The following is a 17,959-nucleotide window of genomic DNA, read 5'->3' as shown; positions in this document are numbered from 1 at the left end:
CGAAAGCCGTTAAGTGTGGATAAGCTCTTGCTCAGCTTTCGAGGGCCGCGACGCGTCGTGAGGCGTGTTGCCGGTCAAAAGGACAAATCACAACGCCCTTCGCGCCGGCGGTGCAGCCATGCACTCGTCAGTGCTTTTCCGACATGTCGCCGCAAGCCTTTCGCAACACCGTCAATCTGATCTATCACGGACGCAACGTGGCACTCACGTTGCTGCTCATCGCGTTGCTCTACAACCAGACGTTCTGGGTGTTTGCCAGCGCGGTGGCGGCGGCGCTGTGCACGGGGGCGTTGCACGAGGCCGGGCGCATGCCGCAGGAAGAAGCCCTGCCGCCGCGCCCGCTCATCATTCAGATCATCCGCATCTCCGTGCCGCTGCTGCTCACCATGTTCGCGCTGGGCTATGGCGCGGTATGGCTCAATCGCAATTTCGGCTGAGCGCCGTCGCGTGCGGCATATCGCCGTGCGTGTGGAGCAGGGCGTTGCGGCGCGCATAAGTGAAGTAGATCACCATGCCGATGGCGAGCCACACGGCGAAGGCGATCCACGTGGCCGCTTGCAGATGCGCCATCAGGAACAGGCAAAGGCCGGCGGAAATCAGCGGCACGACCGGTGCGCCCGGCACGCGGAAGGCACGCGGCAGATCGGGCCGCGTGCGGCGTAACACGAGCACGGCGATGGACACGAGTGCAAACGCCGACAGCGTGCCGATGTTGATCAACTCCGCGAGCACCCCCAGCGGCACGAAGCCGGCGATGACGGCAAACACCACACCGATGATCCACGTGCCGGCGAACGGCGTCTTGTGCGTCGGGTGAATGCGCGAGAGCAGCGGGGGCAGCAGACCGTCGCGCGACATGGCGTAGGTGATGCGCGTCTGGCCGTACGTCATCACGAGAATGACGGTGGTCATGCCGAGAATCGCCCCCAGATCGACGAAGCCCGCCACCCAGTTCTGCCCGGCGTATTGCAGCGCCAGCGACACGGGGTGATCCACGCCGGCGAACTGCGCGAACGGCACGATGCCGGTCATGATCGCCGCCACGGCCACATACAGCAGCGTGCAGACGATGAGCGAGCCGATGATGCCGATGGGCAGATCGCGGCCCGGATTGCGGACTTCTTCGGCGGCGGACGTGACCGCGTCGAAGCCGATGAAGGCGAAGAACACGAGCGCGGCCGCGTTGAACATGCCGCTGGTGCCGAACGGCATGAACGGGGTCCAGTTGGCGGGCTTGACGTGCCATACGCCCACCGCGATGAACAGCAGCACCACGCCGATCTTGATCGCGACCATCAGGTTGTTGATGCGCGCCGATTCGCGCACGCCGTACGACAGCACCCACGTGACGAGCAGCATGACGACCACGGCCGGCAGATTGATGAAGGAGGCCACCCCGGGCACGCTGCCGGGCGCAGCGGTGATCGCGGCGGGCAGGTGCAGGCCGAAGCCGGCGGCGAGCGACTGGAAGTACCCGGACCAGCCGACGGACACGGCGGAGGACGCCAACCCGTATTCGAGCATCAGATCCCAGCCGATGATCCACGCGACGATTTCACCGAGCGTGGCGTAGCTGTAGGTGTAGATGGAGCCGGATACGGGAATGGTGGACGCGAACTCGGCATAGCACAGCGCGGCGAAGCCGCAGGCCATGGCCGCGATGACGAAGGAGAGCGTGAGCGCCGGGCCGGCGGTCAGTGCGCCGGTGCCGGTGAGCACAAAGATACCGGTGCCGATGATGGCGCCGATGCCCATCAGTACGAGGTCGACCGGGCCCAGCACTTTCTTGAGACTGCCGGTGCGGCCGGCGGCCAGCATGTTCTCGATGTTTTTGGTTCGGAAAAGACTCATTGCCTGCAAAAGGTTCCTGCAACGTGTGCCCCTGACGCTCGCATGGCGTGCGTCGTCGGGGAATCCACGGGACACACGTCCCGCGACCTGGCTGCAAGGGCGCCCCGGGCTTGTGGCCGCTCGTTCCCATGCGTGGCGGCAGCCACAGGCGTTGACGAACCTCGTCGATGCGCTAGCGCGGCCCGCGCGCGATGCGGGGCGAATCGGCCGCAACCGGCGCATGGGGATGACGCGCGCCGGATGCGGCAAGGCGATAGGCATGCCACGACGCGCCGTTGGGCGCATCGAAGCGGGACGAACACGATCGAGACTTACTGAGGATCCTGCCGGACTGCCGTGACCGTCGCGATCGGTTCGGAATCGCGCCGGCACACCGGAGATAGGTCTGCTGAAGGGTCTGCTACGTTGGTGCACATCGACGCCGGTCCGACGCCGTGTGTGCAAGGGCTCGCTGTCCTGCGGTCCGGCCATCGGCGCCAGTTCGGCACCTCCGCCTGGCCGGAATTGCTCACATTTTAAGCGTTTTCCCCAAAGTGCGCGCAGTGGTTGCTGAATTTCGGGGGGGATGTGTTATGAGGCGACGCTTTGTACCCGGTCTGGGTCTCACCGCTTCGCCCCGGCCAACTTGCGGGCCGCCGAGTTACCGTTGCCCCGAGCGCGCGCCATCCGGGAGTCGCCCGTTCAAGGCGCCTATAGGCCCGGCCGTTCCATCGCCCGCATCAAAAATCTCCCCCGCATTATCGATTTGGACCGCCCTGACCCCCGGGGCCACCGCCCGGCGGGCGACCGCCGCCATGCCCGCCCCCATGTCCACCACCATGCCCCGGCGGCCTTGGACCCGGCCCTGCACCATGGCCCGGCGGACGTGGCCGCGGCCCCGGGTAGTGACCACCCGGCGGGCGGGGCCCCGGTCCCGGATAGTGACCCGGTGGTCGTGGCCCCGGACCGGGACCCCAATGCGGCGGGCGCGGACCCGGCGGTGGACGATGCCAATACCGCGGGTCGTGGTACCAGGGACGGTTACGGTAATAGTTGCCCCAGTAACTGCCGATGGAGAAGGTGATGATCGGCAGACCGATCATCGTTCCGTAGTTGAGCACGGGCACCGGATTGCCCTGATACGGATAGCTGAGCAGCGCCGCGTAAATCCAGCCTCGGGCGCCCGGCAAACCGATGTCGCACCATGAATAGCCGGAGAGGCAGCCGTACACCGTCACAGGCATGCCGGCGCCCGCCTGCGCGACGACCGGATAGTCGGTCGCAGGCCCTGCCCGCACATTGGCCGGGGAATTGATGACGGCTTGCCCCGCCTGCGCGGACGCCGCCTCCGGCAAGGCCGCGAGCGTCGTGAGCATCGCGGCGCCCGCCAGAATGCGCGGCAAGGTTCGTTGGTTCATGGTCGTCTCCCTGTTGTGACGCGGTGCAGCCCAAGACCACAGCACGCCGGTTCGACCGGTCGTATCGCCTGTTGGTTTTCGGTAACGCGTAACGAAACGTTGCTGCCGTATTCTCGCGCGTTACCGGGGTTACATTTGCACGCGTTCCCACGGTTGCCCCCGTTGCGCGCAAGCGCCGGGAGGGACCGCGCGCGAACCGATGGCGACCGCCGCCATGGGCACGCGCGCCAGAGACACGCCGTCTCGCCGTTCAGTACAGCACGACGGAGCGAATGGACTCGCCGCGCTTCATCAGATCGAAGCCCTCGTTGATCTGGTCGAGACGCAGCGTATGCGTGATCAGATCGTCGATGTTGATCTTGCCTTCCATGTACCAGTCGACGATCTTCGGCACGTCGGTCCGGCCACGCGCACCGCCGAAAGCGGAACCCTTCCACTCGCGACCCGTCACCAGTTGGAACGGACGCGTGCTGATCTCCTGACCGGCAGCGGCCACGCCGATGATGAACGACTGGCCCCAGCCCTTGTGGCAGCACTCCAGCGCCTGACGCATGGTCGTTACGTTGCCGATGCACTCGAACGAGTAATCGGCGCCGCCGTCGGTCAGTTGCACGATGGTGTCGACAACGTTCTCGACCTCCTTCGGATTGATGAAGTGCGTCATGCCGAACTTCTTTGCGAGTTCGACGCGACCCGGGTTGATGTCGACGCCGATGATCTTGTCCGCACCGACCATCTTCGCGCCCTGAATCACGTTCAGGCCGATACCGCCAAGACCGAAGACGACGACGTTCGCGCCGGCTTCGACCTTCGCCGAGTACACGACAGCGCCCACGCCGGTGGTCACGCCGCAGCCGATGTAGCAGACCTTGTCGAACGGCGCATCGGCGCGCACCTTCGCCACGGCGATTTCCGGCACGACGATGTAGTTCGAGAAGGTGGACGTGCCCATGTAGTGGAAGATGGGCTTGCCGTCGAGCGAAAAGCGCGAGGTAGCGTCCGGCATCAGGCCGCGTCCCTGCGTGCTGCGGATCGCCTGACACAGGTTGGTCTTGCGCGACAGGCAGAACTTGCACTGGCGGCACTCGGGTGTGTAGAGCGGAATGACGTGATCGTCTTTCCTGAGCGTGGTGACGCCCGGACCGACGTCGACGACCACCCCCGCGCCCTCGTGGCCGAGGATGGCGGGAAAGATACCTTCCGGGTCGGCGCCCGACAGTGTGTAGTAGTCCGTATGGCAGATGCCGGTGGCCTTGACCTCGATCAGCACCTCGCCGGCACGCGGCCCTTCCAGATCGACGTCTTCAATGGTCAGGGGTTTGCCCGCTTCCCAGGCAATGGCGGCTTTGGTTTTCATGACGATGTTCCTCGTTGCTACGTCGTTCGGGGGAATCCCTTCGCGACGTACCATACCGCGTTCTAAAGTCACGCGCGAGTCCTGACACGCCATGTCGACGAAAAAGGCGCGGCCGGAAACACGATTCGCCCCGGTGTGTGGGGCGTCTCCGGTCGCCTTACAGCCGGCCTGATATCGACGCCCGCCCGCCGGCTCAGCGACTCAGCGGCTCAGCGTCTCGCGCTGCTGCCCAGGGGCGCCACGATGTGATAGAAACCGTGCGCGTCGACGGGGCGGGCGAACCAGAATCCCTGCGCCTCGTCGCAACCCAGCTCGTTGAGTCGCTGCGCCTGCGCCTTCGTCTCGACGCCCTCGGCCGTGACCCGCAAGCCGAGCGAGTGAGCCATCGCGATGACGGCGCTCACGATCGCATGGCTCGGCGCATGAGTGAGCATGTCGCGCACGAAGCTCTGATCGATCTTCAGGCGATGCACCGGAAAGCGCGTGAGGTAGGCGAGGCTCGCGTAGCCGGTGCCGAAGTCGTCCACGGCGATCTCCACGCCCATATCGTGCAGCGAGCGCAGGCACCCGATGGCCGCGCTGGAGTCGCCCAGCAGCACCGTTTCCGTGATTTCGATTTCGAGATAGCGCGGCTCCAGCGCATTCACGTTCAACGCGCGCTCGACCATGCCCACGACGTCCTGGCGCGCGAATTGTTGCGACGAGACGTTCACCGAGATGCGCGGCAAATGGCCGCATCGCCGCAGCAACCGGCTCGCCTCGCGGCATGCGGTCTGCATGACCCATTCGCCCAGCGGCAGGATCAGCCCGGAAGTCTCGGCAATCGGCACGAATTCGGCCGGACCCACCGCCCCGAGCATGGGGTGACGCCAGCGCAGCAGCGTTTCGGCGTTGCGGATCTCACCGGTCGCGAGCGTGACCTGCGGCTGGTAGGCGAGATGCAGTTGCGCGTTTGCTTGCTCATGCACGGCCACGCGCAACAGGCTTTCCAGCTCGTTGCGCCGCCGCGTTTGCGAGTCCATCTCACTGCTGAAGAAGCGCAGACCGCCGCCGGCGGCGCTGGCGATGCCGAGCGCGACGTGCGCGCGACGCAACAGCGTCTCCGGGGTGTTGCCGTGATCGGGGTAGCTGACCGCGCCAATGCTGGCGTCGAGCGCGACCGCGTTCTGATCGACGTCGACCCATTGCGCGAGCCGTGCCTGAATGCGCGCGGCGAGCAACCGCGCGCCGTCGCCTGTCTCGTTGGTGACGATGACGAACTGACTGCCGCCCAGACAGGCGAGGGCGTCTTCGGGGCCGCTGGCTTCGCGCAGGCGCTCGGCAGCGATGCGCAGGGCCAACTCGGCGGTCGGCGGCCCGAAGGTGCTTCGCAGCTTACGCAAGTGATCGAGTTCGACGAGCATCACCGTCAACCCGACCTGCTGCGTCGCGCATCGGTGGATCGCCAGTTCGAGCCGCTCGCTCAGCAAGGTCTGATTGGGCAGATTGGTCACCGGATCGTGATGCGTGACGTACCACAAGCGCGATGCGACCTGCACCTGCTGCGACAGGTCGAGCACGATGCCGACCCAGCGCCGCTCGCCCGGCGCATGTTCTACGCAGGAGAGCGCCAACCGGATCGGCAACCAACTGCGGATGTGCGTGAGCAGATGCCATTCGTCGTCGTACGGCACCGGCTCGTGGGCCGACAGACTGGCGAGGGCGGGCAGACGCCGGCGTGCAAGTTCCGAGGGATCGAGCAGAGAGAGGAAACCGCGTTTGCCGAGCAGGTCGTCGGGCTGATAGCCCGTCAGGCGCGTGAACGCCGTGTTCATGCGCTCGATCATGCCGTCGTCCGTGCAGACGAACATGGCATAGGGCGCGCTGTCGAGCGCAGCGCGACTCAGTTCGGCTTGGACGTCGGGTACCCGACGAGGCACGGGATCGTTCATGTCCGCACCTCCCGAAAGCCGGCCCGACCGGAATTCAGGAACGTCATGCAACACCTCCCTGGCGTCGCGATGTTATCTCGATAATCGAGCGATCGAATCGCCCGATTCCTTTTGATTTTCAATTGGTTATGAACCCCATTCTGCCACGTTGCGAGCGCTTTCGGGCAAGGGAAAACGCGAGGTCGAAAGGGGGGCGATGGCTCGCCGGATGTCGAGCCCTTCGGTATCATGCGGCCTGACGCCGGCGATCCGCGACACACGGACATTTCGGCAACGAGGGAAGACGGCATTGCATAACGTCTGGAACGTCTGGATAAAGACGAGCGGCATGACACGGGGCCTGCGACGGGAATGCCGCGCGGTTCTGCATTGGCGCGCGCGTCTGCTGCTCTGCCTGCTGATGCTGAGCTTGGCCGCGCTCAGCGATGCCATGGCGCAAACGTCTACCGGCGTCGGCGCAGGGGGCGCAGCCCCGCCCTCATCTTCACCTTCGTCTGCCTCTCCATCTGCCGCCGCACGCGAAGCGCACGTAAGGCAAGTCGTGCTCGGCATCGTCAGCTTCACGCGCTGGCCGACGCCGCCAGCGAAAGTGCGCCTGTGCGTGGTCGGCAATACCGATTACGCTCGCGACCTGCTCGCGCCCCAACCGGCCGGTCAGCCGTCCGGTAACGCGCCGCTCGTCGACGCGCAGCGGCTGTCCGTTACGGAACCCGACATCGGTTCGTTGTGCGATGCGTTGTATCTTGGCGCCGTCAGCGATACCGAACGCCGTCAGTTACTGGCTTCACTCGCCGGTCATCCCGTGCTCACGATCAGCGAGCGTAACGACTCTTGCACACTCGGTGCGATGTTTTGCCTGAATGTCGACGCCGACCGGGTGACTTTCGATATCAACCTCGACACTGTCGCGCGCAGCGGCGTACGTGTCCACCCGAACGTGCTGAAGCTGGCGCGAAAACCGGGGACACCATGACAACCCAATTCCCTCCAGCCCATCCTCCCCCTGCCGGACCGGGCGTGCCCGTCGCCGGACTGTTGCCGCCGCAAGGCGCCGTCGATAAGGCCGCCGCCGCGCACGATCCGCCGCTGTCGGCGTCGGCGTCGGCGTCGGTGTCGGCAGCGGCAGCGGCGGCGGCGGCGGGCGGGCCGGCGCAGGCCCCGACGACTTCGGCGGCCTCCACTGCCTCAGCGACTTCAACGCTGTCGGCGGCCGCGCCGCCCGCGCACCCCAGGCGGCCATCGCTCCAACGGGTGCTAAGACGCACACATCTGCGTCTGGCCGTCTCCGCTGTGGTGCTTGCGGCGCTCTCGCTCTCGGTGGTCGCGTGGATCGCGCTGCGCGCCTACGCCGAGAACAACCTGTTGCTCATCGGACGCTCTCTGGCCTACACCGCCGAAGCCGCCGTCGTGTTCGGCGACCGGGTCGCCGCACAGGAGGCCGTCGCACTCATCGCGCACGACGAGGATGTGGTGCAAGTGCGCGTGCTCGACGCGCGCAACGCGCAGTTCGCAATGTGGCGGCGTCGCGAGGGCGGCACGTTGTCGCAAATCGAGCGCACCGTCGCCGATATCGCGATGCCGGGGCCGGTCACGCTGCCCATTCGTCACGACGACCAAATCGTCGGTCATATCGAAGTGCAGGGGCAGGGCAAGCAGTTCTTCGTTTTCCTGATGAGCGGAATCGGCGGCGTGCTGGCATGCTTGCTGATTACGTTCGCCGTCGCGAACGCGCTCGCCAATCGTATGCATCGCGATATCGTCAAACCGTTGCGCGCGCTGGCGGAAGTCGCCCACGCGGTGCGTCGCGAACGTGCGTTCCATGAGCGTGTGGCGGCCACGCCGATTGCCGAGCTCAAGGAACTGGGCGACGACTTCAACGCATTGCTCGACGAATTCGAAGGCTGGCAGAACCATTTGCGTGCTCAGAACGCCACGCTTGCCCATCAGGCGAATCACGATCCGCTGACGGGCCTGCCGAACCGCGCTTACTTCGAGTCGCGTCTGGCGCAGGCGCTTGTGGAGGCACGTGAGTCAGGTACGCACGTCGCGCTGCTGTATCTCGATAGCAACCGGTTCAAGGACATCAACGACCGGCTCGGGCACGACGCCGGCGACGCCGTGCTGGTCGCCATCGCCGAGCGGCTGCGTCAGCCGTTGCGCGAGGGCGATCTGGTGGCGCGCCTGGGCGGCGACGAGTTTGCCGTGATGCTGCCGGGCGTACGTCAGACGTCCAACGCCGTGCGCCTCGCGCAGACGCTGCTCGCCGCGATGGACAGGCCGATCTCGCTGCCTGACGGGACCAACGGCGGTGAACTGGTCACGTCGATGAGCATCGGCGTCGCGTTGTACCCGACGCATGCGGACGATGCCTGCGCGCTGCTGCGTGCGGCAGATGCGGCGATGTACCAGGCCAAACGTGCCGGCCAGGGCACCTGGCATGTTGCGGAAAGCCCCAAAAGATAAGGCGGCGAGCAACACCTGAGCTGAACAAAAGACAACCGGAAACGACGACCGGAAACGACGACCGGATTTCACACCGCAACGGGGATTGGTTTTGAGCACTCATCACACACGTGACTGCGCTTCGAATAGCGCTTTCAGTTTCGGCATCTTCTGCACCTTCCGCGCCCTCTATCCCTTCTGTACCGCCACCCGCCGCACGCTCATGCTCGTCTGCCTGCTCGCGCTCGGGGCGCTGGCCGGCTGCCAGACCACACCGGTGCATGGCCTCACCCCGGCGCAGATCACCGCACTCAAGGCGGAAGGCTTTCAACAGACGGATGACGGCTGGGAGTTCGGGCTGTCCGATACGGTGTTGTTCGACACCGACAAGTTCGTGGTGCGCGACGCCGCGCGCGACACCGTATCGCGCATCGGCCACACGCTCGTGAGGGTCGGGCTGGACGCCGTACGCGTGTATGGCTACACGGACTCGGTCGGCAGCGACACCTACAACGAGCAACTCTCGGCTCGCCGTGCCGACGCCGTCGCCAGTGTGCTGGCAGACGCCGGCATGCAGCGTGCGGGGATTCAGACGATCGGTGCAGGCAAGCGCAATCCGGTCGCCGATAACGGCACGCCGGCCGGCCGGGCGCAGAACCGGCGCGTCGCCATCGTGATTTCGACACGCTGATGTGCCGTGGGCTGCGCTCGGTCAGGCAGCGTTGCGTTGGACGACGTTTCGTCGTATCGAACCGAAGACGGCCCGAGCCTGCTGCCGATCGCCTGAAAGGCAATGTAAGTCCTTGCCATCGGCCACAATCAGGCACAATGGCGGCTGCCGCCCCGGATTCGGGATCGCTTCCGCTGTCTCGTTGTCTCGCTGCTCCGATGTCCCCGATGCTTCCGACGTTCCCGCACCACCGGTTTTCCGCTGCCGAGGGCTTGTCCCGAATGCCTCGTGTCGTGCGCGCTGCCCTTTGCTATGCATGGCGCCGCGCTTCGCGCATGCGGTGCGCCGTCGCGGTGGCCGCCGTCGCCGCCACGGTGGCGGCGTCGCCGGGTGTCGCCCAAACTGCCCAAACTGCCCAAAACGCCTCGAATGCCCGCGTCGGCGCGTGGGCGACGGCGCCGCAGGCGGTCGCGCAGCATCCAGCCGCGCCCTCGTTCAACCGTGCCCCCGCAGCGGGCGGGCGTACCGTTCGTCAGATCCTCTTTCCAACGCTCTCCGGCAACGAAGCTCGCGTGCGCTTCTCGAACGCCTACGGCACGCAGCCGCTCGTCATCGAGCGCGCAACGCTGGCGGTCTCGTTGCGGGGCGCTTCGGTCGATGCCGCGAGCCTGCGCAGTCTCACGTTCGGCGGTCAGCCCGTGGCGCATATCGCGCCGGGCGCGTCGCTCGAGAGCGACCCGGTGCCGTTCGCCGTGCGCGCCGGCACACCGCTGGCGGTCAGTCTGTTCACGCGCGAATCGAAGACCCCGACGACATGGCACAAGATCGCGCAGCAAACCGCGTTTCTGAGCGGCGCGGGCGACTTCGTCGATCACGCGCCGGCGTCGGCGTTTCCTACACGCTTTACGAACACGCTGTGGCTCGCAGGGCTGAGTGTGACGCCGGAGATGCCGTCGCACGCAATCGTCGCCATCGGCGATTCGATCACCGACGGCATGCGCAGCACGGTAGGCGCGAACCGTCGCTGGCCGGACGGGCTCGCACGGCGTCTCGGAGCGGCGGGACGCCGCGACGTGGCCGTGCTCAATCTCGGTATCAGCGGCAATCGGCTGCTGCACGACTCGGCCTGCTACGGTGAGCGGCTGGTCGCGCGTTTTCGCCGCGACGCGCTTGAACAACCGGGCGTGAAGACGGTTGTCGTGCAGATCGGCATCAACGACATCAATTTCGGATACGTGCCGCCGCACGCGGGCCTCGATTGCGACGTGCCTCACGTGATCGTGACGGCGCCTGACATGATCGGGGGGTATCAGCAACTGATCGCTGCGGCACATGCGCGCAACGTGCGCATTCTCGGCACCACGATTCCGCCAGGGAAACTGCCGCCCGAGCGCGAAGCGGTGCGCGAGGCCGTCAATCAATGGGTTCGCAGCAGCGTCGGCAATGGTGGGTTCGACGGCGTGATCGATTTCGATGCCGCCCTGCGCGATCCGTCACAGCCCACCCGTATGCTGCCGCGACTGGATAGCGGAGACGGCACGCATCCGAGCGATGCCGGATATGCCGCCATGGCCGACGCCGTCTCGCTTCCGCTGGTGCTGGGGACCGGGAAGTAGTCGCAGCACCGCCATTGCGGCCTTAGGTCGCTAGGGCGTCCTAGCGCTCGCGTTGCACACCGACCGTCACCTGTTGCAGACGTTTGACGTCCGGCGATTGCAGCCATTCGGGATGCGCAAGGCAGTGGCGAAACATCGCCGTTGCGTCGTCGCCCCAATACAGCTCTCCCTCACAGGCAAACGTCGGCACGCCGAACACACCCGCGGCGATCGCCGCTTCGGTGTTCTCGCGCAAGGCCGTTTTGACTTCCGGGGCTTCCGCGCGGGCGATGGCTTCCTCGGCGCCGAGGCCAAGCCGCTCGCTCAGCTCGGCCCAGCCCCGCGCGTCGGTGACGTCGCGGCCCTCGGCCCAGATGAAGCGGAAGATCGTACGCACGACGTCAGGCGTCGCCCCTAACGACACCGCGAGCCGCAGCACGCGTATCGGGTGAAACGGATGCACTGGCGGCATCTTGTAGGGAATGCCGTCCCGTTCCGCACGGAACTGCGCCATGCGATACGTGAAGATGCGCTTATGCGGCGTTTCCGCCGGCCCCTGCGTCTGCAAATGAACAAGGATGGCGCCGAGCACGATCGGTTTCAACTCGATGGACAGTGTGCGCGGGAGCGTGTCGAAGCGCTCGAATTGCAGATAGGCGAACGGGGAGGCGAAATCGAAGTACCACTGGGCACGGCGACCGGGGGCGCCGGCGGTTGGCATGGTTTGCGACATGATGCGCGGTCTCCTTTGTTTTTGCGTTCTGGTCGGCCATGTGGCGGCCCGGCGCTCATCACAGTGTAGCTGGCTAAGGTCGACGCCTGTCGGCGAGGCAAAATGTGCCATCAAATCAGTGGGTTACGCGCCGTGAATATCACTATCGGAAATTTGGATATTTTGTATCCGATATAACGATTTTTATTATTGAAGCGGAGTTTTTAGACTTGCAGTCATTCGAAAGGAGTGCCTGCAATGACAACAAAAACCCACGCCGTTTCGTCAGTTTCGTCCGCAACGGCGAGCCGGCCGGATACGCTGGTGCCCGATCAGCACAACCCGTGGGCGGGCCTGATTCTCTCGACCGTCATTGCCTTCGTTGCGTTGTTGCTCGGGCGTCAGATGCCGCTCGTCGGCGGTCCGGTGTTCGGCATTCTGCTCGGCATTCTCGTGCGCAACCTCTTCTCGCCCGGCGCGCGGTACGAAGCGGGTATCAGGTTCGCCGCGAAGTACGTGCTTCAGTGGTCCATCATTGCGCTCGGCTTCGGTCTGAGCCTGTCGCAGGTGGCACATACCGGGCTCGAATCGCTCGCCGTCACGGCCGTGACGATTACCGCTGCCGGGCTGTCGGCGTGGGGGCTGGGGCGTGTGCTGGGCGTGCCCGACAAGCTCAAGCTGCTCATCGGCGTGGGCACGGCGATCTGCGGTGGTTCGGCGATCGCCGCCGTCACGCCCATCGTCAAGCCCGACGACCACGAAACGGCGTTCGCCATCTCGACCATCTTCCTGTTCAACATCGCCGCCGTGCTGCTGTTTCCGGTGCTCGGCCATGCGCTTCACCTCTCGGATCTCGGCTTCGGCATGTGGGCGGGCACGGCGATCAACGATACGTCGTCGGTCGTGGCGGCCGGTTACAGCTACAGCAAGGCGGCGGGCGACTACGCCACCATCGTCAAGCTCACCCGCGCCACGCTCATCATCCCGGTCTGCCTGACGCTGGCGGCCATCGTGGCGTACCGCGCCAAGCGCGCCGGGGCCGGCAACTTCAGCCTCGCGCGGATCTTCCCGTGGTTCATCCTCGGTTTTCTGATCGCGTCGGGGCTCCGTACGGCAGGGTGGGTGCCCGCTGCGATGCAGCCGTGGATTCACGACGCCGCCGAGTTTCTGATTATCGTTGCGCTGAGCGCGATCGGCCTGTCGTCGAACCTGCGTCGCATGGCCTCGACGGGCGTGCGTCCGATCCTGCTCGGCCTCGGTGTCTGGGCGGCGGTGTCGGTGAGCAGCCTCGCCGTACAACTGGCGATGGGGCAACTCTGATCGAACCGGCGTGTGACGGACCCGCCGACTTTCGACGTCCTGGTGGCGCAAGGCGCTCAGGGGTAGGGCAGACCCGGCGGGCAAGCCGGGTTTCGTCGCCTAGAATGCAATGACGGACGACCGTCGGTCGTCCAAGACGTGTTGACGCGTCACCCGGACAGCCCCGCAGTGAAGCGGCTCGAACATGCGTGGGCGCGCATGCGCCATCCACTTGCTTCGCCCCACCCGCCCAAATGACGCGACGTCGACGGCGGTCCGCCCGTCGCCCGTTCTTCGGGTGAGCCGTCAGTCCAGCTTCAGATGCGCCGGCACGTTGGCATCCCAGCGCGCGAGGTCTTCCAGCGGGTAGGGCTTGCTGCCATGCAGCGCGCGCTTGATGCGGCTCTTGCCGCTGGGCGTCGGCACGTTCGGTAGTCCCGCGCCCTCCGGCGTGCCTGCCCGGTCGAGATAATCGCGCTTGAATTCCGCCTGCGTCATCCCCCACTTCATCAGGAATTCACGGCTACCGCGATTCTTCACCACGCGCCCGGTTGAGCGGCAGCCGAAGTGATAAACGACACTCTTGCCGACGATGCGGAACGTGCGGCAACCCACCAGCCATAGCTTCATCAGGAAGTCGTCGTCGCTGCTCATCCCCGGCCCGAACTCGATGCTGTAGCCCCCCACGAGATGCCACAGGCTGCGGCTCACGAGGGTCGGCTGCGTCGGCACGCCGTTCACGTCGTCGCGGTTCAGCGAGGCGGCGAAGGCGAGCAGAGCGGCTTCGTCGAACGTTTGCACGGAGGTGCCGAAATCCTTCGAGACCACTTGGTTGCTCACACCGGCATTCGGTTCGATCATCACCGAGGACAGGTAATAGACCGGTGTGTCGAGCGCGCGGGCGGCGTCGATAAGCGCGGTGTCCCAGCCGGGCGTGACGAACATGTCGTCGTTCAGGAAAAGCAGCTGGTCGTGCGAGGCCAGCGGGGCGAGCTGATTCAGCGCCAGGCACACACCCACGTTGCCGCTGCTGTGGGTGTAGCGCAGGCCTTGTTCACGCACCCACGCCAGCGTGCCGTCGCTGCCGTCGTTCACGTGAACGAGGATCTCGTGCGCCTCGCCCGAATGGCGTCGAACGCTGTCGATGCAAAGCTTCAGGAACGGGAGATTGTTCCAGGTAGGGATCAGGATACTTAGCATGTCGGGAACGCTACGGGGAACGGGCTTACCGTCCGGCGGGCGCTGCGTCGTCTGATGAGGATTCGACAGGATAGGCGAACGCGGCAAACAGGGCCAGCATCGTCGCATAGAACGCGACCGTCACCTTCAGGTTGAACGTCTCGACGGTCAGCCCGAAAACGGCGAACGCGACGGCGCTCATCAGGCCCATCAGGGCGGCGCGATTGGCCACGTGAGCCCGTCGGAGCTGTGCCGATCTGAGAAAGAAGATGGCCGGGCCGGCATAGACCCCGAGAATGCTCAACAGGCCCAGCAGCCCGTAGTCGACGAAATACGCCAGGACCTGGTTATGGACCTCGCCCTTGCCCAGATCCGCCGCTTCCGGCGTGAGTTCGCCCGACGCCGCCATGCCCGGCATGGCGTCGCGATAGCCGTGCGCGCCTTGTCCGAGCAGCGGGCGTTGCGCGATCAGCTTGCCTGCCGCCTTCCAGAGTTCCAGTCGAATGCCGGTGGACGTGTTGGCGTTACCGGCCGACAGACTGACCAGATCCGAGCGAATCATCTCGAAACGATCGCGTACGACGCGCGACGCGAAGGTACTGGCGAGCAGCACAACGGCAATCAGGGTGATCGTCAGACGGCGTTTCACGCTGACCGGGTGATTGCGCCACAGCAACCATACGATCAGCAGGCACGGCAGCACGATCCACCCGCCACGGGACTGACTCGCCCATGACGCATAGCAACCCGCCGCGGCGCCGATGAGCTTGAAGGCGACGATCCAGGGCTTGTCATGCGACAACCAGTGAATCGAGACCATGGACAGAATGCCGAGTAGCACGGCGATGTCGCCGAAATGGATCGGATTCAGAAACGAGCTTTCCGCGCGGGCGGCAAGAATGTCCGCCGTCGAGTACCAGGCCATGATCGCAGCGCAGATCGCCCCGACAGCGAACGCCAGATCGGTCCATGTCGGCATGACGTCGACGATCCGTCTCAGCGCGAGAAATACGACGCACGCAAGAAGAAATCGCAGTGGGGAGTCGAGTGTGTTCGCGACGATATTGCCGTGCAGCGCTTCGACGAGCAGGATCGAGAAAAACGGGAGTAACAGCGTGATGAGCAGGATTCGCGCGTGCGGGTGGTCTCGCAGGAGCGAACAGAGTTCGCCCGGCTTTCGATGCGTCAGAAGAATGAACGCACCGAGTGCGACCGTCAGGAACATCGCCGTGTTTCCACCGCGCGGCACCACGAGCGATACGGCGGGAAACAGAAGGATCAGTGTGCCAAAAATATTGGCAACAAGGTGCCGGCGGAAAGGACGTGCCGGCGCGGCGGTCTTGCTCATTGGGTACCAGGCGAACTGCGGGAATTTACTTCGCACGAAGTATGCCAGAAATGCCCGAGACGCCGCGCTTTCCGTCTACCCGGCGCAACGCCGGGCGACCGATCTTCCTAAAAATTCACAATTGCCCGATCACAGGTTCATCGCGCCGAGTACGCCGCACAGGTGAAGGGCCACATGCGTCCATGCGGCTTCGTCGTAGTTGTCCCCTTCCCGGGCGAGCTGCTGCGCTTCGTGGAACGTGCGCCAGATCGCGGCCGCGCTCGACGGCGTTGCGCCCGCCAGCCGATATTGACGTTGCAGCGCCTCGGCCAGCCACGGTTGCTCCTCGGCACACGCCTGAGCGTAAGCCTCGACGGCGACCCGGGCGTAAGGATCGCCCGCCGGGTCGAGCACGACCGGCTGACGCGTCGTGCGATGCGACGCCGGACGGGCCATCGACGCAGCCATGGCATGGCGCTCGGCGGCGCCCTGACGTGTGTGGTGATGTTTCATATCGGTCTGGTCTCGTTGGCCGCGCCAGGGCCGCTGGCGCGGTATCCCTTACGTGGACTCACTCGTTTTCCATATTGCGGATGAACAGCATGGCCGCATGCTTGGCCTGGTCGATACTAGAAAATGTCCGGCCGTCCATGGGCCAGATGTCGACCAGCACCGCATAACTGCCGGGACGCTCGGCTTGCATGATCCGGATGTAATGCTGCCGGAACACGCAGCGCGCGAGTTCCACTGTCGGATGCGGTCGGCGGAAATGGGCGGTTGACATGACAGTCTCCAGAGATTCGGCCCTCCCGGCCTCGACGGGCCGTTGCAAGAGATTCAGCAAATCCCGTGCCAGTCCTCTTGAGACGATTAACTGCTTGATTCGTAAGGGAGTGGGGGGCACCGCCGAAGCGTCGCCTGCGGAAAACGTTACGAAAACGAAACGTCGCGAAACACGGTGGGAACGTCTCGCCGTAACACGTCAAAAACGAATGTCATACGCGTATCGCACGCGGGCTGCGTTCTACGGCGTCTTTTGTGTTCCCGCTAAAATAAGCCTTTCCCCAAAGTTGTCCGCACGCGACGTAGCATGAATCTGCGCTTTCTCGAAACCTTCGTCTGGCTCGCCAAGCTGCGCAACTTTCGGCTGACGGCGGAGCGTCTGCATACCACGCAGGCGGGGGTTTCGAGCCGGATCGCGTCGTTGGAGCAGAGTTTCGGCGTGCGGCTGTTCGATCGCAGCGCCCGGGAGGTCACGCTCACGGCGGCGGGACAGAAAGCGCTCGCGTACGCGGAGCGGATCGTCATGCTCGGGCAGGAGATGAAACGGGAATTGAGCGATCCGGATATGCCGCCGGGGGTGCTCAAGATTGGCGTGGTCGAGTCGATCGTGCACAGTTGGTTTCCCGATCTCGCTGCACGCATTCACCGCGAGTACCCGCAGCTCGAAATCGAAGTGACGAGCGAGACGACCATCAACCTGTGCAAACAACTGGAAGCGGGCACGCTCGATCTGGTATTGCAGACCGACGTGCAGCATAGCGCCGGTGTGGAGAATCTGCCGCTGGCCGAGTTTCCGATGCGCTGGGTTGCCAGCCCGAAGTTCAATCTCGAAGGCGAGACGCTCGACGTGGCCGATCTGGCGGCGTACCCGCTGGTGAGCTTTTCGCGCAATTCCGGGCCGCACAAGACGCTGGAGCGTATGTTTTCGGTGGCGGCCGAGCGGCCGGTGCGGGTGAACTGCATGACGTCGGTGGCGGCGATCATCCGGCTCGTGGCCGATGGTTTCGGCGTGGCGATGCTGCCCCCGGCGATCATTCAGCGCGAGTTGGGCGAACACAGCCTGCACCTGCTGCGGGTGAACGCCAATTTTCCCAATCTGCCGCTCGTCGGATCGTTCCGCACGGGCGCGCTGCTCGCCGAAAATGTTGCCCGTCTCGCGCAACGCACCGCCAGCGAATTCGCCCTGAACATGGGGCCCGACATCGCCATTCCGCCTGCCGCCGTCATGACCGCGCCCGTCTGGGGCGCCGGTGACGCCTGATACCCCCATAACCCCTATACGCCCGATACGCCTGATACAAGCGCCGCGACGGCGCTCCGAAGCCCCGCCCCGTCAGGGGTTGCGCGGTCATAAGAATTTGCTGTTACGGCGAATTTGATTTCTTGTTGGACGCTTTTTCCCTCGTTTTGCACACT

Annotated in this window: 16 protein-coding genes; 7 read left to right on the top strand and 9 right to left on the bottom strand. The window is 65.0% G+C overall.

Annotated elements, in window-relative coordinates:
- The first annotated feature begins 143 nt into the window (after positions 1–143).
- On the top strand, positions 144–437 hold the full coding sequence (locus tag PAN31108_RS10160) for a hypothetical protein (protein WP_150668727.1): 294 nt from the start codon (positions 144–146) through the stop codon (positions 435–437).
- On the opposite strand, the gene bcaP is transcribed toward PAN31108_RS10160, so the two are convergent.
- From bcaP to PAN31108_RS10140, 4 genes are all read right to left on the bottom strand, one after another.
- The gene (bcaP, locus tag PAN31108_RS10155) at positions 418–1,851 is read right to left on the bottom strand and encodes a branched-chain amino acid transporter BcaP (protein WP_150668726.1); all 1,434 of its coding nucleotides are present in this window, start codon (positions 1,849–1,851) and stop codon (positions 418–420) included. The two genes, PAN31108_RS10160 and bcaP, sit on opposite strands and share 20 nt — an antisense overlap.
- A 737-nt stretch (positions 1,852–2,588) precedes the next feature.
- On the bottom strand, positions 2,589–3,248 hold the full coding sequence (locus tag PAN31108_RS10150; protein WP_150668725.1) for an SH3 domain-containing protein: 660 nt from the start codon (positions 3,246–3,248) through the stop codon (positions 2,589–2,591).
- A gap of 250 nt (positions 3,249–3,498) precedes the next feature.
- Entirely contained in the window at positions 3,499–4,605 is a 1,107-nt protein-coding gene (locus tag PAN31108_RS10145) for an S-(hydroxymethyl)glutathione dehydrogenase/class III alcohol dehydrogenase (RefSeq protein ID WP_150668724.1), read from the bottom strand.
- Between the two features lie 209 nt (positions 4,606–4,814).
- A complete protein-coding gene (locus tag PAN31108_RS10140; protein ID WP_150668723.1) occupies positions 4,815–6,536 on the bottom strand; it encodes a putative bifunctional diguanylate cyclase/phosphodiesterase in 1,722 nt (573 codons plus the stop codon).
- Between the two features lie 328 nt (positions 6,537–6,864).
- Between PAN31108_RS10140 and yfiR the strand changes: the two genes are divergently transcribed.
- The 4 genes from yfiR to PAN31108_RS10120 all read left to right on the top strand — a co-directional run bounded on the left by yfiR (position 6,865) and on the right by PAN31108_RS10120 (position 11,264).
- On the top strand, positions 6,865–7,509 hold the full coding sequence (gene yfiR / locus PAN31108_RS10135; protein ID WP_246183871.1) for a regulatory sequestration protein YfiR: 645 nt from the start codon (positions 6,865–6,867) through the stop codon (positions 7,507–7,509).
- Positions 7,510–7,736: 227 nt separating this feature from the next.
- Complete coding sequence (gene dgcN / locus PAN31108_RS10130) at positions 7,737–8,999, top strand: diguanylate cyclase DgcN/YfiN (RefSeq protein WP_150668779.1); 1,263 nt, start codon at positions 7,737–7,739, stop codon at positions 8,997–8,999.
- A gap of 91 nt (positions 9,000–9,090) precedes the next feature.
- Positions 9,091–9,669, top strand: coding sequence for an outer membrane lipoprotein YfiB (yfiB, locus tag PAN31108_RS10125; protein ID WP_306440139.1), 579 nt, complete (start codon positions 9,091–9,093; stop codon positions 9,667–9,669).
- 314 nt (positions 9,670–9,983) lie between these two features.
- On the top strand, positions 9,984–11,264 hold the full coding sequence (locus PAN31108_RS10120; protein WP_150668722.1) for an SGNH/GDSL hydrolase family protein: 1,281 nt from the start codon (positions 9,984–9,986) through the stop codon (positions 11,262–11,264).
- Positions 11,265–11,304: 40 nt separating this feature from the next.
- On the opposite strand, the gene PAN31108_RS10115 is transcribed toward PAN31108_RS10120, so the two are convergent.
- Positions 11,305–11,976, bottom strand: a complete 672-nt coding sequence (locus tag PAN31108_RS10115; RefSeq protein WP_246183870.1) for a 2-hydroxychromene-2-carboxylate isomerase — start codon at positions 11,974–11,976, stop codon at positions 11,305–11,307.
- A gap of 237 nt (positions 11,977–12,213) precedes the next feature.
- Between PAN31108_RS10115 and PAN31108_RS10110 the strand changes: the two genes are divergently transcribed.
- Positions 12,214–13,275, top strand: coding sequence for a YeiH family protein (locus PAN31108_RS10110; protein WP_150668721.1), 1,062 nt, complete (start codon positions 12,214–12,216; stop codon positions 13,273–13,275).
- A 285-nt stretch (positions 13,276–13,560) separates the two neighbouring features.
- On the opposite strand, the gene PAN31108_RS10105 is transcribed toward PAN31108_RS10110, so the two are convergent.
- The 4 genes from PAN31108_RS10105 to PAN31108_RS10090 all read right to left on the bottom strand — a co-directional run bounded on the left by PAN31108_RS10105 (position 13,561) and on the right by PAN31108_RS10090 (position 16,544).
- The gene (locus tag PAN31108_RS10105) at positions 13,561–14,454 is read right to left on the bottom strand and encodes a glycosyltransferase family 2 protein (RefSeq protein ID WP_150668720.1); all 894 of its coding nucleotides are present in this window, start codon (positions 14,452–14,454) and stop codon (positions 13,561–13,563) included.
- Between the two features lie 25 nt (positions 14,455–14,479).
- Positions 14,480–15,781 carry an O-antigen ligase family protein gene (locus PAN31108_RS10100; RefSeq protein ID WP_150668719.1) on the bottom strand — a complete coding sequence of 434 codons (1,302 nt, stop codon included), beginning with the start codon at positions 15,779–15,781 and terminating at the stop codon, positions 14,480–14,482.
- Between the two features lie 129 nt (positions 15,782–15,910).
- A complete protein-coding gene (locus PAN31108_RS10095) occupies positions 15,911–16,273 on the bottom strand; it encodes a hypothetical protein (RefSeq protein ID WP_150668718.1) in 363 nt (120 codons plus the stop codon).
- A gap of 58 nt (positions 16,274–16,331) precedes the next feature.
- Positions 16,332–16,544 carry a hypothetical protein gene (locus PAN31108_RS10090; protein ID WP_150668717.1) on the bottom strand — a complete coding sequence of 71 codons (213 nt, stop codon included), beginning with the start codon at positions 16,542–16,544 and terminating at the stop codon, positions 16,332–16,334.
- Positions 16,545–16,850: 306 nt separating this feature from the next.
- Between PAN31108_RS10090 and PAN31108_RS10085 the strand changes: the two genes are divergently transcribed.
- The gene (locus tag PAN31108_RS10085; protein WP_150668716.1) at positions 16,851–17,804 is read left to right on the top strand and encodes a LysR family transcriptional regulator; all 954 of its coding nucleotides are present in this window, start codon (positions 16,851–16,853) and stop codon (positions 17,802–17,804) included.
- Positions 17,805–17,959 lie beyond the last annotated feature (155 nt).

Source organism: Pandoraea anhela, assembly GCF_902459655.1.
Classification (GTDB): domain Bacteria; phylum Pseudomonadota; class Gammaproteobacteria; order Burkholderiales; family Burkholderiaceae; genus Pandoraea; species Pandoraea anhela.
This window is presented reverse-complemented; position numbering and strand designations above follow the sequence as displayed.

Coding starts and splice junctions, on each gene's coding strand:
- PAN31108_RS10160 (WP_150668727.1), top strand. CDS start 144: ATGTCGCCGCAAGCCTTTCGCAACACCGTCAATCTGATCTATCACGGA.
- bcaP (WP_150668726.1), bottom strand. CDS start 1,851: ATGAGTCTTTTCCGAACCAAAAACATCGAGAACATGCTGGCCGCCGGC.
- PAN31108_RS10150 (WP_150668725.1), bottom strand. CDS start 3,248: ATGAACCAACGAACCTTGCCGCGCATTCTGGCGGGCGCCGCGATGCTC.
- PAN31108_RS10145 (WP_150668724.1), bottom strand. CDS start 4,605: ATGAAAACCAAAGCCGCCATTGCCTGGGAAGCGGGCAAACCCCTGACC.
- PAN31108_RS10140 (WP_150668723.1), bottom strand. CDS start 6,536: ATGAACGATCCCGTGCCTCGTCGGGTACCCGACGTCCAAGCCGAACTG.
- yfiR (WP_246183871.1), top strand. CDS start 6,865: ATGACACGGGGCCTGCGACGGGAATGCCGCGCGGTTCTGCATTGGCGC.
- PAN31108_RS10120 (WP_150668722.1), top strand. CDS start 9,984: ATGCGGTGCGCCGTCGCGGTGGCCGCCGTCGCCGCCACGGTGGCGGCG.
- PAN31108_RS10115 (WP_246183870.1), bottom strand. CDS start 11,976: ATGTCGCAAACCATGCCAACCGCCGGCGCCCCCGGTCGCCGTGCCCAG.
- PAN31108_RS10110 (WP_150668721.1), top strand. CDS start 12,214: ATGACAACAAAAACCCACGCCGTTTCGTCAGTTTCGTCCGCAACGGCG.
- PAN31108_RS10105 (WP_150668720.1), bottom strand. CDS start 14,454: ATGCTAAGTATCCTGATCCCTACCTGGAACAATCTCCCGTTCCTGAAG.
- PAN31108_RS10100 (WP_150668719.1), bottom strand. CDS start 15,781: ATGAGCAAGACCGCCGCGCCGGCACGTCCTTTCCGCCGGCACCTTGTT.
- PAN31108_RS10095 (WP_150668718.1), bottom strand. CDS start 16,273: ATGAAACATCACCACACACGTCAGGGCGCCGCCGAGCGCCATGCCATG.
- PAN31108_RS10090 (WP_150668717.1), bottom strand. CDS start 16,544: ATGTCAACCGCCCATTTCCGCCGACCGCATCCGACAGTGGAACTCGCG.
- PAN31108_RS10085 (WP_150668716.1), top strand. CDS start 16,851: ATGAATCTGCGCTTTCTCGAAACCTTCGTCTGGCTCGCCAAGCTGCGC.